At 73.2% G+C, this 13,621-nt stretch carries 16 protein-coding genes and 1 pseudogene; 7 read left to right on the plus strand and 10 right to left on the minus strand.

What is annotated here, in order from left to right; translation table 11 throughout:
- A pseudogene (locus tag O3X23_RS17130) lies at nt 1-855 on the minus strand (hypothetical protein); the annotation flags it as partial.
- A 135-nt stretch (nt 856-990) separates the two neighbouring features.
- Here O3X23_RS17130 and O3X23_RS17135 point away from each other — a divergent pair.
- Complete coding sequence (locus O3X23_RS17135) at nt 991-1,185, plus strand: hypothetical protein (RefSeq protein ID WP_269272266.1); 195 nt, start codon at nt 991-993, stop codon at nt 1,183-1,185.
- Nucleotides 1,186-1,288: 103 nt separating this feature from the next.
- On the opposite strand, the gene O3X23_RS17140 is transcribed toward O3X23_RS17135, so the two are convergent.
- From O3X23_RS17140 to O3X23_RS17155, 4 genes are read right to left on the minus strand one after another with little or no spacing between them, the layout of a single operon-like run.
- Nucleotides 1,289-2,536 (minus strand): amidohydrolase family protein, encoded by a 1,248-nt coding sequence (locus O3X23_RS17140; protein ID WP_269272267.1) that lies wholly within the window; start codon nt 2,534-2,536, stop codon nt 1,289-1,291.
- Nucleotides 2,533-3,819 (minus strand): amidohydrolase family protein, encoded by a 1,287-nt coding sequence (locus O3X23_RS17145; protein WP_269272268.1) that lies wholly within the window; start codon nt 3,817-3,819, stop codon nt 2,533-2,535. The genes O3X23_RS17140 and O3X23_RS17145 overlap by 4 nt, the downstream gene beginning before the upstream one ends.
- A 20-nt stretch (nt 3,820-3,839) precedes the next feature.
- Nucleotides 3,840-4,724 (minus strand): SDR family NAD(P)-dependent oxidoreductase, encoded by an 885-nt coding sequence (locus O3X23_RS17150; protein WP_269272269.1) that lies wholly within the window; start codon nt 4,722-4,724, stop codon nt 3,840-3,842.
- Complete coding sequence (locus O3X23_RS17155; RefSeq protein ID WP_269272403.1) at nt 4,724-5,518, minus strand: acetoacetate decarboxylase family protein; 795 nt, start codon at nt 5,516-5,518, stop codon at nt 4,724-4,726. Before O3X23_RS17155 ends, O3X23_RS17150 begins: the two co-directional genes overlap by 1 nt.
- Before the next feature lie 129 nt (nt 5,519-5,647).
- On the opposite strand from O3X23_RS17155, the gene O3X23_RS17160 reads away from it, so the two are divergent.
- The 6 genes from O3X23_RS17160 (at nt 5,648) to O3X23_RS17185 (ending at nt 11,076) form a co-directional block, all read left to right on the plus strand.
- Nucleotides 5,648-6,265: a TetR/AcrR family transcriptional regulator gene (locus O3X23_RS17160; RefSeq protein ID WP_269272270.1), complete on the plus strand. Its 618-nt coding sequence runs from the start codon at nt 5,648-5,650 to the stop codon at nt 6,263-6,265.
- A 31-nt stretch (nt 6,266-6,296) separates the two neighbouring features.
- Nucleotides 6,297-7,301: a DEDDh family exonuclease gene (locus O3X23_RS17165; RefSeq protein ID WP_269272271.1), complete on the plus strand. Its 1,005-nt coding sequence runs from the start codon at nt 6,297-6,299 to the stop codon at nt 7,299-7,301.
- A 71-nt stretch (nt 7,302-7,372) separates the two neighbouring features.
- Complete coding sequence (locus tag O3X23_RS17170; RefSeq protein WP_269272272.1) at nt 7,373-7,624, plus strand: hypothetical protein; 252 nt, start codon at nt 7,373-7,375, stop codon at nt 7,622-7,624.
- Between the two features lie 57 nt (nt 7,625-7,681).
- On the plus strand, nt 7,682-8,473 hold the full coding sequence (locus O3X23_RS17175; RefSeq protein WP_269272273.1) for an SURF1 family cytochrome oxidase biogenesis protein: 792 nt from the start codon (nt 7,682-7,684) through the stop codon (nt 8,471-8,473).
- A gap of 49 nt (nt 8,474-8,522) precedes the next feature.
- Nucleotides 8,523-10,310: a glycoside hydrolase family 15 protein gene (locus tag O3X23_RS17180; RefSeq protein WP_269272274.1), complete on the plus strand. Its 1,788-nt coding sequence runs from the start codon at nt 8,523-8,525 to the stop codon at nt 10,308-10,310.
- A 4-nt stretch (nt 10,311-10,314) separates the two neighbouring features.
- Entirely contained in the window at nt 10,315-11,076 is a 762-nt protein-coding gene (locus O3X23_RS17185) for an SDR family oxidoreductase (protein WP_269272275.1), read from the plus strand.
- A gap of 47 nt (nt 11,077-11,123) precedes the next feature.
- Here O3X23_RS17185 and amaP read toward each other — a convergent pair whose 3' ends face one another.
- The 5 genes from amaP to O3X23_RS17210 form a co-directional block, all read right to left on the minus strand.
- Nucleotides 11,124-11,720: an alkaline shock response membrane anchor protein AmaP gene (gene amaP, locus O3X23_RS17190; RefSeq protein ID WP_269272276.1), complete on the minus strand. Its 597-nt coding sequence runs from the start codon at nt 11,718-11,720 to the stop codon at nt 11,124-11,126.
- A 7-nt stretch (nt 11,721-11,727) separates the two neighbouring features.
- Nucleotides 11,728-12,393: a DUF6286 domain-containing protein gene (locus O3X23_RS17195; RefSeq protein ID WP_269272277.1), complete on the minus strand. Its 666-nt coding sequence runs from the start codon at nt 12,391-12,393 to the stop codon at nt 11,728-11,730.
- A complete protein-coding gene (locus O3X23_RS17200) occupies nt 12,390-12,761 on the minus strand; it encodes an Asp23/Gls24 family envelope stress response protein (protein ID WP_269272278.1) in 372 nt (123 codons plus the stop codon). The genes O3X23_RS17195 and O3X23_RS17200 overlap by 4 nt, the downstream gene beginning before the upstream one ends.
- On the minus strand, nt 12,761-12,943 hold the full coding sequence (locus O3X23_RS17205) for a hypothetical protein (RefSeq protein ID WP_269272279.1): 183 nt from the start codon (nt 12,941-12,943) through the stop codon (nt 12,761-12,763). The genes O3X23_RS17200 and O3X23_RS17205 overlap by 1 nt, the downstream gene beginning before the upstream one ends.
- Before the next feature lie 73 nt (nt 12,944-13,016).
- Entirely contained in the window at nt 13,017-13,532 is a 516-nt protein-coding gene (locus O3X23_RS17210; RefSeq protein WP_269272280.1) for an Asp23/Gls24 family envelope stress response protein, read from the minus strand.
- Nucleotides 13,533-13,621 lie beyond the last annotated feature (89 nt).

A 13,621-nucleotide genomic window follows, 5' to 3' on the forward strand; every position in this document is an offset into this window, starting at 1 on the left:
CGCCGGCACCGTGGTCGGCCGGCGCCGGCGCCGGCGCTGCCACTCGGCGAGCAGGCCGAGCGGGTCGTGCTCGTCCTGGACCAGGGCGAGCGCGCGGCCGGCGTCGGCGGTCTGCGGCCCGGCCGCGGCCAGCAGCCAGGCGACGGCGTCGGCGTAGGCACCGGGGTGGAGTTCGGCGACGCTCGACGGGGTCCGCTCCGGCGGCCCGCCGGGGTACAGCTCGGCCAGGTCCTCCAGCAGGGCGTGCAGCAGCAGCGGGTTGCCGGCGGTCGCCGCGGCGAGGCCGGACGGCGGGTCGCCGCCGAGCCGCTCACGGGCGATCGCGTCGACCGACGGCCCGCTCAGCGGCGGCAGTCGCACCGTGTGGACGAGCGAGGGGGCCAGGCCCCAGGCGATGCCGCGCGGGGCGGCCGTCATGTCGTACTGGTGACGCTCGGTCAGGATCAGCAGCAGCGGCAGCCGGTCGAGCCGGGGCGCCAGCCGCCCGAACCAGGCGCGCGAGGCCGGGTCCGCCAGGTGGACGTCGTCGACGGCCAGCGCGAGCGGCACGCCGCCGGGTGACAGTTCGTCGATGGACGCGGCCTCGGGGGCGCCGTCCAGCAGCCGGTGCACGACGGCCGGCACGCCGTCCGCGTCCCGGTCATGCTCCGCGCAGCGGGTCCGCCGGACGTCCAGGCCCCGCCGCCGGGCGAGTTCGGCCGCGGCGTCCAGGAGGGCGGTCCTGCCGCTGCCGGTGCCGCCGCGCACCACCAGCAGAGCGCCGGCGCCCGCCTCGGCCCGCTGGGCGAGGCGCGCCGCGACGGCCAGCTGGCCGTCGCGTTCCCGCAGACCGAGCTGCTCCCCCACCGTGGCCACCGCACCCCTTCCGCCGCCGCGGTCCCAGGATATGCCGTGGTGTTGTCGTGGTTGATCTCGTGGTGGTCCACGATGGCCGGGCACCCCCGGTCCGGGCACTGTGGAGCTTGTAGCCGATCCACCGGGGGACCCCTCATGCACAGGCCGAGCCTGCCCACCGCGGTAAGCCTGGCCGTGCTTGCCCTCTCCGTGTTCGTGCTGGTGACGGCGTGCGGCGCCACCAAGGACGCCGCCCGTCCGTCACCGACCCAGGACCTGCCGGGACACGCCTCCACGGCCAGGCCCGGCACGGCGCTGTCCGTGATGTTCGCGACGGTGCCGTCGCGTTAGGGACGCGACCCGGACCGCGACCGCGGTCCCCACAGTCTTCCGGCGGCGGGGTTCTCCCCCGTATTCCCCGCCGCCGGAGGTAACTCCCCGGCTGCCGCCGCCGTCACCACACGCGGACCGAGCCTCCCGGTGCGAACGCCGGGCTGGTCGCGTCGGCGGGCGGCTCCTTCAGCGGCTCGGCGATCTCCGCCACCGTGGGTCCGGACTTCGCGGCGACCGCGTCCAGCAGCCCCAGGTCGAAACCGTAGACGCGGGCCGCGTTGCCGCCGGCCATCGCGGCGACCTCCTCGGCCGGCAGCCCGGCGAACGCGATCCGCAGGCCCTCCCTGGTGTAGGGGTACGTGCCCTCGTCGTGCGGGTAGTCGCTGCCCCACATGATCTTCTCCAGGCCGATCCGGTCGCGCAGCGGCACCTCGTGGGGGCGCATGAAGCTCGCGCCGACGAAGCAGTTGTCCCGCCAGACGGCCCGTGGGCCCTTGCCCATCGAATCGGCCAGCCCGGTACCGAACTTGGCCTCGGCGGTGGCCGCCCGGGTCGCGGCACTGACCAGCCGCCCGTGGTAGTACTCCAGCATGTCGAGCACGGCGGGGATCCACCCCGAGCCCTGCTCGGTGAGGACCAGCCGCAGCCCGGGATGGCGCTGGAACGCCCCGCCGAAGATCAGGTGCCACAGCGCCCGGTGCGAGAACCACGTCGTCTCGACCATGAAGACCGCGCGCGCCGCCGGTTCGTCGCCGAGCGGCGGGGAGGCCGAGCCGCCGTGGTGGTTCACCGGTACGTCCAGCTCGTCGCAGACCGCCCAGAGCGGGTCGTAGACGCCCGAGTACAGCTCGGGGACGCCGGAGCCCGGTGGCGCTCCCGGCAGCAGGATGCCGCCGGTCAGCCCGTGCTCCTTGGCCCACCGCACCTCGCGGACCGCCGCGTCCACGTCGTTGAGGAGGATCTGCGCGACGCCCGCGCGCCGGCCGGGGGCCCGCGCGCAGAAGTCGGCGAGCCAGCGGTTGTGGGCGCGCAGCCCGGCCCAGCGCAGCGCGAACTCCTCCTTCGTGGGCGCGGGGGCCAGCAGCGAGCCACTGGGGAAGAACGGCGGCACGGTGTTGGGGAAGACGACCTCGGCGACGATGCCGTCCGCCTCCAGCTCCGCGAGCCGGCGGTCGGAGTCCCAGTTGCGCGGCGCCTCGGGGGCGATCAGGTCCTCGTACGGGTTGACATACGTGGCCGCCCACGCGTCGAACTCCTCGTGGTGGCCGCTCTCCAGGTACGGCCGGTAGTCGAGCAGGTCGGCGCCGGCGTGGCAGTCCGCCGAGATCACCGTGTAGCGGTCGTCGGGACCGGGAGCGGGGGTCGTCATGTGCCCGCCTCCATCCCGACATACGGGAAGTCGTGCCCGGTCAGCCAGTGCCGTCCGGTGTCGCGGGCGCGCGCCCAGGACGCCTCGACGGCCGACTGGTCGTCCGGCTGGCCCAGTTCCGCCGGGGTCGGGCCGATGCGGCGGGCGATCGGCGCCAGCGCCCCGGTGTCGAACCCGAAGACCTCCGCGGCGGCCAGCCCCAGCATCTGCCGGGTCTCGGTCACCGGGATGTCGTGGAAGGTGTTCCGCAGCCACTCCCGGGTCGCGGGCCAGGTCCCCTCCGGGTGCGGGAAGTCGCTGCCCCACAGGATGTTGCCGACCCCGATCTCGTAGCGCTGGGCCAGCTCGCGCCGCTTGGTGTTGGTCGCGCAGATGAAGACCTGGCGGTCCAGGTACTCGCTCGGCGGCCGCTTCAGTTCGGCGAACGGGGAGAGCTTCTTGCCGCCGTGCGCGCCGAGATAGAGCCGGTCCATGAACCACAGCTGGTTCGGCAGCCACCAGCAGCCGGACTCGGCGATGCCGAACTTCAGCCCGGGGAAGCGCTCGAAGACGCCGGCCCACAGCAGGAACCACAGCGGCCGGGACGGCCAGAACGTCACCTCGCTGACGTAGATGCCCAGGTGGTCCCCGTACTCGTGGTGCGGGGCCGACCCGGAGTGGGTCACGATCGGCATCTCCAGTTCCTGCGCCACCGCCCATACAGGGTCGTAACGGGCGTCGTGGTAGGCCGCTTTGTCGACCCACCGGGCGGGGATCATCAGGGCGCCCAGGCCGGACGCCTTCGCCCTGCGGACCTCGGCCACCACCGCGTCGATCTCGCCGGTGATGGGCAGCAGCGCCACCCCGCAGCGGCGCTCGGGGCTGCGTTCGGCGCAGAACTCCGCCAGCCAGCGGTTGTGCGCCTGCGCGCCCGCCATGCCCAGCGCGGGGTCCTGGTCGCCGGAGAGCCCGAGGCCCACCCCGAAGGGCGCGGCGGTCTGGCTGTCGACGGCGTCGGCGTCGGGGAAGACGACCTCGGCCGCCACCCCGTCGCCGTCGAGCTCCTTGTCGCGCTGCGCGCTGTCCCAGCCGCCGCGCAGCCCTTCCTCGTTGTCGCTGAACCACTTCTGGGCGAACGCCTCGTTGCGCACCCCGAGCCGCGTCATCGCCTCGCGGCGCGCCTGGCGCTGCCCGAGGAACGCGTCGAACTCCGCGTGGAACGCACTGTCGAGATACGGCCGGTACTGCTCCGTCGGCAGGCCCGCGTGGCAGTCCGAGGAGATGATCAGGTACGGATCCGTCATGGTGTCTCCTGTCCCCTCGTTCAGTCGAGGATGAAGTTCTCCAGGTAGCCCGGGTCGGCCCGGTCGAGCATCGACCGCGAGCGCGCCCTGATCTGGGCGTCGCTGCGGTCGCTGGCCGGCAGCATCCAGAAGCGGCCGGCGCGGATGCCGTCCACCACGAAGGCGGCGACCTCCTCCAAGGGGGTGAACGCCACCTCGTGCCCGGCCTCCTTCATCGCGGCCTCCCACTGGTCGAGGCTGCGGTAGGGGGTGCGGCGGGGCGCGGACTTGGCGTACCGCTCGGGGCGGTTGCGGTGCGACTCCCACAGGCCGGTGCGGAGCATGTGGGGGCCGGGGAAGAGCACGGAGGCGCCGACGGCCGCCCGCTCGGCCTTGAGGTGCGCGTACAGCGACTCCGTCATCGTCACCACGGCGGCCTTGGTGACGGCGTACACCGACGCGGTCGGGAGCGGGGCGATCCCGCCGTCGCCCGACGAGGTGTTGACGACGTGTCCGGGCTCACCGGCCGCGAGCATCCGGGGCAGGAACGCCTGGATGCCGTGGAAGACCCCCCACACGTTGACGGAGAACGCCCACTGCCAGTCCTTGGGGTCGTGCTCCCACATCCGGCCCTCGGCCCCGGAACCGACCCCGGCGTTGTTGCACAGCACGTGGACGGCGCCGAAGGCCCGGTACGCGGCCTCGGCGAGCGCTTCGACGGACGCGCGGTCGCTCACGTCGGTGAGCTGCCCGACGGCCTCGGCGCCGTTCTCGCGCAGCCGCCCGACGGCCTTGTCGAGCGCGCCCTCCTCCACGTCGGCGAGGACCACCCGCAGCCCTTCCGCGGCGAACCGTTCCGCCATGGCGTACCCGATGCCGCTCGCGGCGCCGGTCACCACGGCCGTCTGTCCGGCCAGCAGCTCCATCAGGCCTCCCGGTGGGGCGCGTCGAGGATCTGCTGGACGTCGTCGTAGCGCTGGTGGATGTAGGGCAGCAGCGCCTGTGCGCTGACCCGTTCGACGACCTGGCCCGACTGGTCGCTGGTCTTCTCGCCGAGGGTGATCCCGACGAGGCGGCGCACCGTGAGGTCGGCGACCGGGTCGTAGGCGGACTCGCGCAGCACCACGCTGCCGGTCACCGCTTCGAGCTTGCGCACCCGTTCGTGCCGGGTGCAGCGCACGAGCACCGGGTCGCCGTCGAAGCCGTTGCCGTCGACCGCCGGGAGGAACTTGAAGTAGAAGTCGGTCTTCTCGGTGACGTCCGGCAGCGGCAGCGCGCCGCTGACCGCGCCGGCGACCTCGACGAACGCGATGCCGTGCCGGGCCAGTCTGGCCATCACGACGTCGCCGACCCGCTCCACGGCGACCTCGCCGAGCTTCTTCGGCTCGCCGAAGACCTCCCGGCCGCCGATCAGCGCCCGTTCGGTCGTCATGGGCATCACCAGCGGGTACCAGCCCTCGACGCCGTCGTGCCGGGCGGAGACCGCGACGGAGCCGGCGCCCAGCGGGTGCCCGAACAGGTCGACGCGGCTGATGTTCGCCCGTACCAGGGGCCGTTCCCCCGGCTTGAGCGGCGGCGGCAGGACCTGCGCCACCACGTCCGGGTCGGTCTCCCAGACCGCCACCACCCCGGTGGACCAGATGTCGGGGAGCCTGCCGCCGGCCGCCTTCGCCGCCCGCATCTCCGCTTCGCTCCGCGGGCCGTACCGTACTCGCGCCATGTCGTGCCGCCCTTCGTTCATGTCAGTCACACGGGTGAGTCATGAGGGAATCGGGACGAGCTCTGTAACACAGTTACACCGACGCGCTCGAAGGGTAAATAGGCGTGCACGGTCCACAATGGGAGCACCATGCCGCGCACCGCCCTGACCCGCGACGACGTACTCGACGCCGCTGCCGCGCTCGTCCGGCAGCTCGGCCCCGAGGCGCTGACCATGCGCAAGCTCGCGGCGGAACTGGGCACCGCGGTCACCTCGATCTACTGGCACGTGGGCAACCGCGAATCGCTGCTCGACGAGCTGGTGGCCCGTACCGTGCGGGAGATGGGCGCCATCGCGCCCAGCGGCCGCGGCCCGCTCGACCGGGTGCTGTCCATCGCCCGCGCCCAGCGCCGGATGCTGCGCGACCGGCCGCATCTGATCGCGATGGTGCACGAACGGGGCCTGACCGAGCTGATGTTCCTCCCCGCCCAGCAGGCCCTGGTACGTGAGCTGCACGACGCGGGGCTGCGCGGGGCGCGGGCCGCGGAGGCGCTGCGCGCCATCGAGTTCCACGTCATCGGCTTCGTCCTGGTCGAACGCAACCGCGACCGTTCCCCCGCCCAGAGCCCCGCGGAACAGGACTTGTGGGACACCGCCGCGGCCGGCCACGACCCGGCGCTGGCCCGCGCGCTGGCCGCCCCGCCCGACCCCGAACGCCTCTTCACCACCACGACGCGCGCCCTGGTCGGCTCACTGCTGCGTATCTGAGTGTCAGCGGCGCCCCCTATTCTCAATGACCATGCTGGACAACCGCACCGAGCCGACCGCCTCCCCGTCCCCGTGGCCCGCCGCGTACCCGGACGGATATGCCGTGGTCGACGTCGAGACCACCGGTCTCGGCCGCGACGACCGGATAGTGTCCGCCGCCGTCTACCGGCTGGACGCCCGGGGCGAGGTCCAGGACCACTGGTACTCACCGGTCAACCCGCTGCGCGATCCCGGTCCGGTGTGGATCCACGGACTGACCAGCGCGATGCTCGCCGACGCCCCGCTCTTCCCGGAGATCGCCGCCGAGCTGGCCGAGCGGCTGGCCGGCCGGGTCCTCGTCGCCCACAACGCGGTCTTCGACTGGTCCATGCTGGCCCGCGAGTACGCGCGGGCGAAGTCCACCGCCCCGGTCGAGCAGCGGTTGTGCACGATCGTGCTGGCCAAGGAGCTCCGGCTGCCGCTGGCCAACCACAAGCTGGAGTCGCTGGCCGCGCACTACGGCGTCATCCAGCAGCGCGCCCACCACGCCCTGGACGACGCGCGGGTGCTCGCCGAGGCGTTCCGCCCGAGCCTGCATCTGGCGGCCGCGGCCGGGCTGCCGCTGCCGCTGCACGCCTGCCGGGCGCTGACCGAATGGGTCGAGGGAAGCGTGCCGGCGGCCCGCCCCGCGCCGGCCGGCGGATCGTACGGCTCCCAGCGCCCCGGCAGCTGGCGCCCCGCGCGCAAGCGGCCGTCCTGCCCGTACCCCAACCCGGGCCGGCTGGCGCCCGACGGTGCGCTCGCGCAGGGGATGCGGGTCGCGTTCTCCGGCGACACCGGGATCGACCGCGAGCTGCTGGAGGACCGCGCGACCGACGCCGGACTGCATGTCGCGTCCAGTGTCAGCCGGCTCACCAGCGTGCTCGTCACCAACGACCCGGACTCCCCCACCGGCAAGTCCGTCAAGGCCCGCGCGTTCGGCACCCCCGTCATCGACGAGCGGCGCTTCGCGGAACTCCTCAAGGCGGTGACCCCCGCGCCCGGGGTACACGGCTGATCGAGTGGCGCGGCGGCGACGCGCCCGGCCGCCTGTTGCCCGCCGCCCCGCCGCGGCGCAATCTGTGCCCCATGGCCCGATGTGAAGTGTGCGGAAACGACTACGTCATGAGCTTCGAGGTGCACGCCCAGGGGGCGGTGCACGTCTTCGACAGCTTCGAATGCGCCATCCACCGCATGGCGCCCATCTGTGAGCACTGCCGGGTGCAGATCGTCGGCCACGGCGTCGAGGCCGACGGCCAGTGGTACTGCAGCGCGCACTGCGCCAAGGCCGAGGGCGCGCACGGCGTCGTCGACCGTGTCGGCTCCGCCCCCACCTCCTGATCCGTCCCCCCTCGACCCGCTATCGGCAGGCATCCCGCGACCGAGTACGGTCGTGGGGTGTACCGCTTTCTGCTGTCCCGCCAGTGGGTGATCCTCACGCTGCTCGGCCTGGTCATGATCCCCGCGATGGTCAAGCTGGGGTACTGGCAGCTGCACCGCCACGAGCACCGGGTGGCCAACAACCACCTGATCAGCCAGAACGTCGAGGCCGCCGCCGTGCCCGTCGAGGAGCTGGCAGCGCCGGGCAGGGCGGTACCCCGCAAGGACCTGTACCGGTCGGTCAGCGCGACCGGTCACTACGACACCGCGCACGAGGTCGTCGCCCGCCAGCGCACCGCGGCCGACGGGCAGAAGAACGGGTACCACGTCATCACCCCGCTGGTGCTGGACGACGGCCGGGCGATCCTCGTCAACCGGGGCTGGATCGACCCCGGCGGCGGGCTGACCACGCTGCCGCGGATCCCGGCCGCCGCGTCGGGTGAGATCACCGTCACCGGGCGGCTGCGCCCCGACGAGACGAGTGCGAGCACCGGCATCAAGAACAAGAGCGGCCTGCCGGACCGCATGATCATGCTCATCAACTCCGCCGACCTGGCGGAGGCCGGCCCCCGGCCGCTGCTCGGCGGCTACCTGGAACTGGCCACCACCTCCCCCAAGCCCTCGGGACCCCAGCCCGAACTGATCCCCGAGCCGGACGACTCCAGCATCGGCCCGCACATGGCGTACGCGATCCAGTGGTGGCTGTTCTCGGCGATGGTCCCGGTCGGATGGATCATTCTGGTGCGCCGCGAGCGCAAGGAGCGCGCCTCCGGGCAGGAGTCAGAGAAAGGCGTTCCGGTCGCGGTGTAGCCGCGTCCCCGGCACGCTACGAGCAGCAGTGTGTACGAAAGGCGGCCCCGTGCCAGGACTGATCGAGGACTACGCGCTCATCGGTGATCTGCAGACCGCGGCGCTGGTCGCCAAGGACGGCTCCATCGACTGGCTGTGCCTGCCCCGCTTCGACTCGGCCGCCTGCTTCGCGGCGCTGCTCGGGGACGAGGAGAACGGCCAGTGGCGGATCGCCCCGGCCGGCGCCGACCAGTGCACCCGGCGCGCGTACCGCGGCGACACCCTGGTGCTGGAGACGTTCTGGGAGACGGAGACCGGAACGGTCAAGGTCACCGACTTCATGCCGCAGCGCGACCGCGCCCCCGACGTCATGCGGATCGTGGAGTGCGTCTCCGGCACCGTGCAGATGCGCAGCGAGCTGCGGCTGCGCTTCGACTACGGCAGCATCGTGCCCTGGATGCGGCGGGCCGACGGCCACCGCATCGCGGTCGCGGGACCCGACTCGGTCTGGCTGCGCAGCTACCCGACGCAGCTGCCGATGTACGGCAAGAACTTCTGCACCTACGCCGACTTCTCCGTCTCGGCCGGCGACCGCGTCGCCTTCGTCATCACCTGGCACCCGTCGCACGAGACGCGCCCGCGCCGCATCGACCCGTACGACGCGCTCGCCACCAGCATCGAGGACTGGGAGAAGTGGTCGGCGCAGTGCACCTACGAAGGCCCCTGGCGCGACGCCGTGCTGCGCTCCCTGATCACCCTCAAGGCGCTCACCTACGCCCCGTCGGGCGGTATCGCCGCGGCCGTCACCACCTCGCTGCCGGAGGAGATCGGCGGGGTGCGCAACTGGGACTACCGCTACTGCTGGCTCCGCGACGCCACCCTGACCCTCAACGCGATGGTCTCCAGCGGCTACCTCGAAGAGGCCTCGAAGTGGCGCAACTGGCTGCTGCGCGCGGTCGCCGGGGACCCGGCCGACCTGCAGATCATGTACGGGATCTCCGGTGAGCGGCGGCTGCCGGAGTACGAGGTGCCGTGGCTGGCGGGGTACGAGGCGTCCGCCCCGGTCCGGATCGGCAACGCCGCGGCGGGACAGCTGCAGCTCGACGTCTACGGCGAGGTCCTCGACTCGCTCTACCTGGCGCGCGAGAGCGGACTCGCCGACGACAAGCACGCCTGGAGCCTGCAGCGCACCCTGATGGACTTCCTGGAGTCGAACTGGCGCGAGCCGGACGAGGGCCTGTGGGAGGTCCGCGGGCAGCGCCGGCACTTCACGCACTCCAAGGTGATGGCGTGGGTCGCCGCGGACCGCGCGGTCCGCACGCTGGAGGCGCAGCCGAAGCGCGGCGGGGACCTGGCCGGCTGGCGGGCCATGCGTGACCAGGTGCACCTGGAGGTGTGCAAGCGCGGCTACGACAACGAGCGCAGCACGTTCACCCAGTTCTACGGCTCCAGCCAGCTCGACGCGGCGACGCTGCTCATCCCCCAGGTCGGGTTCCTGCCGGCGTCCGATCCGCGCGTGATCGGCACGGTCGACGCGGTGCGCAGGGATCTGGACCACGGTGGCCTCGTCCGCCGCTACACCCTGGACGAGAAGGCCGTGGACGGTCTGCCCGGCCAGGAGGGCGCCTTCCTGGCCTGCTCGTTCTGGCTGGCCGACGCGCTGCACTCGACGGGCCGCGAGCGGGAGGCCCGCGAACTCTTCGGGCACCTGCTGAGCCTGCGCAACGACGTCGGGCTGCTCGCCGAGGAGTGGGACCCGGTCTCCCGCCGCCAGCTCGGCAACTTCCCGCAGGCGTTCAGCCACATCGGACTCGTCAACACCGCACTGCACCTGTCCGGGGCGCGTAGGGGAGCATGAGCGCATGGATCTCGAACTGAAGGACCGGGTGTACATCGTCACCGGCGCCACCCGCGGGCTGGGCCTGGCTGCCGCTCGCGAGCTCGCGGCCGACGGCGCGAAGCTGGTCGTCACCGGCCGCTCGCAGGAGTCGGCCGACGCGGCGGCCGGCGCGCTGGGCGGCCCCGGGAACACCATCGGGCTGGCCGCCGACAACAGCGCCGCGGACACCCCCGACCGGCTCATCGGCGCCGCCCGCGAGGAGTTCGGACGGCTGGACGGGGTGCTGATCAGCGTCGGCGGCCCGGCCGTCGGCCTGTCGGAGAGCATCACGGACGACCAGTGGCGGGACGCGTTCGAGACAGTCTTCCTCGGCGCGGTACGGCTCGCGCGGGCCACCGCGGCGGCGCTCGGCGAGGGCGGCGTGATCGGGTTCGTGCTCTCCGCGTCGGTGTACGAGCCCATCCCGGGCCTCGCGGTCTCCAACGGGCTGCGGCCGGGGCTGGCCGGCTTCGCCAAGAACCTCGCCAACGAGCTGGGCCCGCGCGGCATCCGCGTCGTCGGGCTGCTGCCGTCCCGGATCGACACCGAGCGGGTGGCGGAGCTCGACGCCCTCAGCGGCGACCCGGCGGCCTCCCGCGCCCGGCACAGCGCCGCCATCCCGCTGCGCCGCTACGGAACCCCGGAGGAGTTCGGCCGGGCCGCGGCCTTCCTGCTCTCCCCCGCCGCCTCGTACCTGACGGGCGTCATGCTCCCGGTGGACGGCGGAGCCCAGCACGGCTTCTGACGTGGAACACCGGTGCGCGGCGGGTCGTCCGGCCCGCCGCGCACCGGTCAGCTGACGCGGCTGGCCCGGTGCTTGACGGCCCGCAGCCGCGCCTCGGCCGGGAGGTGGTCGAGGCCCGCGGAGCTGCCCGCGCGCCGCAGGATCTCGGTGTCCAGGCGGGACACGACGGTGTCGGGGTCCGCGTGGGGGGCCAGCGCGAGCGTGAGGCGCGCGTGGGGCGCGGAGCGCTTGCCCGTCAGCGTGGCGCCGGCCCGGTCCACACCGTCCAGCGCCTCGGTCTCGGTGGCCAGCACGTCCTCCAGGGCCCGCCCGCGCAGGCCGGCCTCCTGGCCGTCGTGGCTGTCGACGCGCAACTGGCGCATCCGGTGGCTGCGGAACTGGGCGAGCAACCACCACAGGGCCGCCAGCACCAGCACGCCCAGGACGGCGAGGACGGCGGGCCACCACCAGCCGTCGCCCCGGTAGCGGGTGCGCTCGTGGGCCGTGAGGAGCACGTCCTCGGGCCCGTCGAAGGGCCACTTGTCCGGCAGCGTGAATCCCCAGCGGCGCTGCAGGTCCAGGCTGCCGACCAGCACCGCGAGACCGGCGGTCAGCAGGATCAGGCCGGTCAGTGCCAGCAGGATCCGGTTGAGGGAGCTGCGCATCGGCGGATCAGCCCTTCTGGGCGCGCTGGACGTGGATGGTCAGGGCGGGCGAACGGGCCAGCCCGAGTTGGACGAGTCCCTCGGTCAGGGCGGTGTCCAGGTCGGCCCGTACTTCGTCCAGGTCGCGGAAGTGGGACGCGGCGCGGGCGCTGATACGGCGGCGGCCGACGCGGACCCGGACGGTGTGCACGCCGGCGACCTCCATCGCCCGGTCGCGCAGCGTGAGTTCGGCCGCGTGCTTGTCGAGCCCCGCGCGCACCCCGGTCGTGCTGCGGCGCATCGGCAGGATGTCGCGCAGACCAGGGGTCAGGGCCAGGACGATCAGCCACAGGCCGATCGCGGCGGCAACCGCCGCGCCGGTGATGACGACCCAGTTGTCCAGTGGCCGGGTGGCCAGTTCATGTGCCAGCCGGGGCCGCCAGCTCATCGCGGCGCGGTCGGTGCGGACCGCGGCGATGTCGTAGAGCAGGATCCCGGTGGCGCCCAGCACCACCAGCGCGGTCAGCGCCGACGGCACCCTGCGCTGCGACCAGAACCGCGGCGCGCGGCCGGCCGGCGGCTCGGCGGGGCGTCCGGTGGCGGACCCCTCGGGCCGGTCGGGCTCGGAGGACCCGATGACCGGCAGCTGCCGGGTCGTGCCCCCGGGTTCGGATTGCGCACCAGTCCCGGTCACAGCACCCTCCCCTCGCTCTGCTGCCGCACCGTCGCGGAGTGCAACCGCTCGATCTCGACGGCGACCTCGGGTACCTCCATACCCGTCAGCGCCCGCAACCGGTCCGCGACATGGCGGCGGACCGAGCCGCAGACCCGCCCGAGATCACCCGGATAGCCCAGTTCCACCGACAACCGCACCCGCGCGGTCTCCTTGCGCACCGAGACCGACGCGTGCGGCGTACGGTCCGCCGGCACCAGCCCGGACTCCGGGACGTCCGCGAGCACCTCGGACGCGGCCCGAGCGGCGATCTTGGCCACCACCCGGTCCGCGATCCTGAGCGCGCCGCGATCCGCGGCCGGCAGGGTGTCCGGGGCCGCTGCGGCCATCACCGCCGCCGGTCGCGGCTGCGGAAGAACTCTCCGGGCTCCAGGTCGCCGTCCAAGAACTTCCCGGCCACGAACCCGACCGCGCCGAGCGCGGCCACCAGCAGGAAGGCACCGAATCCGCCGAAGTACCCGGCGAACCCGAGCGCCATGCCCACGATCAGTCCGACCAGTGACATCCTCATCGTCCGTTCACCGTCCTCTCCTCACCGCTGTCGCCGGCGGCACCGGCCGCCGTCCCGCCTGTCCACACGGTCGTCACTGGACCCTCTGCTCGCGGTCGTCCTCGTCGTCCTCGTCCGGCAGCTTCACGTCGCCGACCGCGACGTTGACCTCGACGACCTCCAGGCCGGTCATCCGCTCGACCGCGGCGATCACGTTCTCCCGCACCGCCCGGGCCACTTCGACGATGGACACCCCGTACTCGACGACGATGTCCAGGTCGAGCGCGGTCTGCACCTCGCCGACCTCCGCCTTCACGCCACGGGTGACGGACTTGCTGCCGGGCACCCGGTCGCGCACGGCACCGAAGGTACGGGCGAAGCCGCTGCCCATCGCGTGCACGCCGAGCACGTCACGGGCGGCCAGTCCGGCGATCTTCTCGACCACGCCGTCCGCGATGGTGGTCCGGCCGCGGGTCGCGGGGTCGCCCAGCGGCGCCCGCCGGCCGGGCGTTCCCGAACCCGCGCTCGTGCCCTTCTCCAACGTCCTGCCCTCGCCCACGGAATCGGGGCCGTCAGGCTCGGAAATGTTGCGCTGTGCCGCCTCGGTCATCGCGAGTCGTCCCTTCGTCTGGGCTGCTCCGTGCACCACACTATGTGCGCATGCCCTACCGCGCTGCGGAGATGCGGCCAGGAAGTGTG

The organism is Streptomyces sp. H39-S7, from assembly GCF_027158205.1.
Lineage (GTDB): Bacteria > Actinomycetota > Actinomycetes > Streptomycetales > Streptomycetaceae > Actinacidiphila.

Coding starts and splice junctions, on each gene's coding strand:
- O3X23_RS17135 (WP_269272266.1), top strand. CDS start 991: ATGCACAGGCCGAGCCTGCCCACCGCGGTAAGCCTGGCCGTGCTTGCC.
- O3X23_RS17140 (WP_269272267.1), bottom strand. CDS start 2,536: ATGACGACCCCCGCTCCCGGTCCCGACGACCGCTACACGGTGATCTCG.
- O3X23_RS17145 (WP_269272268.1), bottom strand. CDS start 3,819: ATGACGGATCCGTACCTGATCATCTCCTCGGACTGCCACGCGGGCCTG.
- O3X23_RS17150 (WP_269272269.1), bottom strand. CDS start 4,724: ATGGAGCTGCTGGCCGGACAGACGGCCGTGGTGACCGGCGCCGCGAGC.
- O3X23_RS17155 (WP_269272403.1), bottom strand. CDS start 5,518: ATGGCGCGAGTACGGTACGGCCCGCGGAGCGAAGCGGAGATGCGGGCG.
- O3X23_RS17160 (WP_269272270.1), top strand. CDS start 5,648: ATGCCGCGCACCGCCCTGACCCGCGACGACGTACTCGACGCCGCTGCC.
- O3X23_RS17165 (WP_269272271.1), top strand. CDS start 6,297: ATGCTGGACAACCGCACCGAGCCGACCGCCTCCCCGTCCCCGTGGCCC.
- O3X23_RS17170 (WP_269272272.1), top strand. CDS start 7,373: ATGGCCCGATGTGAAGTGTGCGGAAACGACTACGTCATGAGCTTCGAG.
- O3X23_RS17185 (WP_269272275.1), top strand. CDS start 10,315: ATGGATCTCGAACTGAAGGACCGGGTGTACATCGTCACCGGCGCCACC.
- amaP (WP_269272276.1), bottom strand. CDS start 11,720: ATGCGCAGCTCCCTCAACCGGATCCTGCTGGCACTGACCGGCCTGATC.
- O3X23_RS17200 (WP_269272278.1), bottom strand. CDS start 12,761: ATGGCCGCAGCGGCCCCGGACACCCTGCCGGCCGCGGATCGCGGCGCG.
- O3X23_RS17205 (WP_269272279.1), bottom strand. CDS start 12,943: ATGAGGATGTCACTGGTCGGACTGATCGTGGGCATGGCGCTCGGGTTC.
- O3X23_RS17210 (WP_269272280.1), bottom strand. CDS start 13,532: ATGACCGAGGCGGCACAGCGCAACATTTCCGAGCCTGACGGCCCCGAT.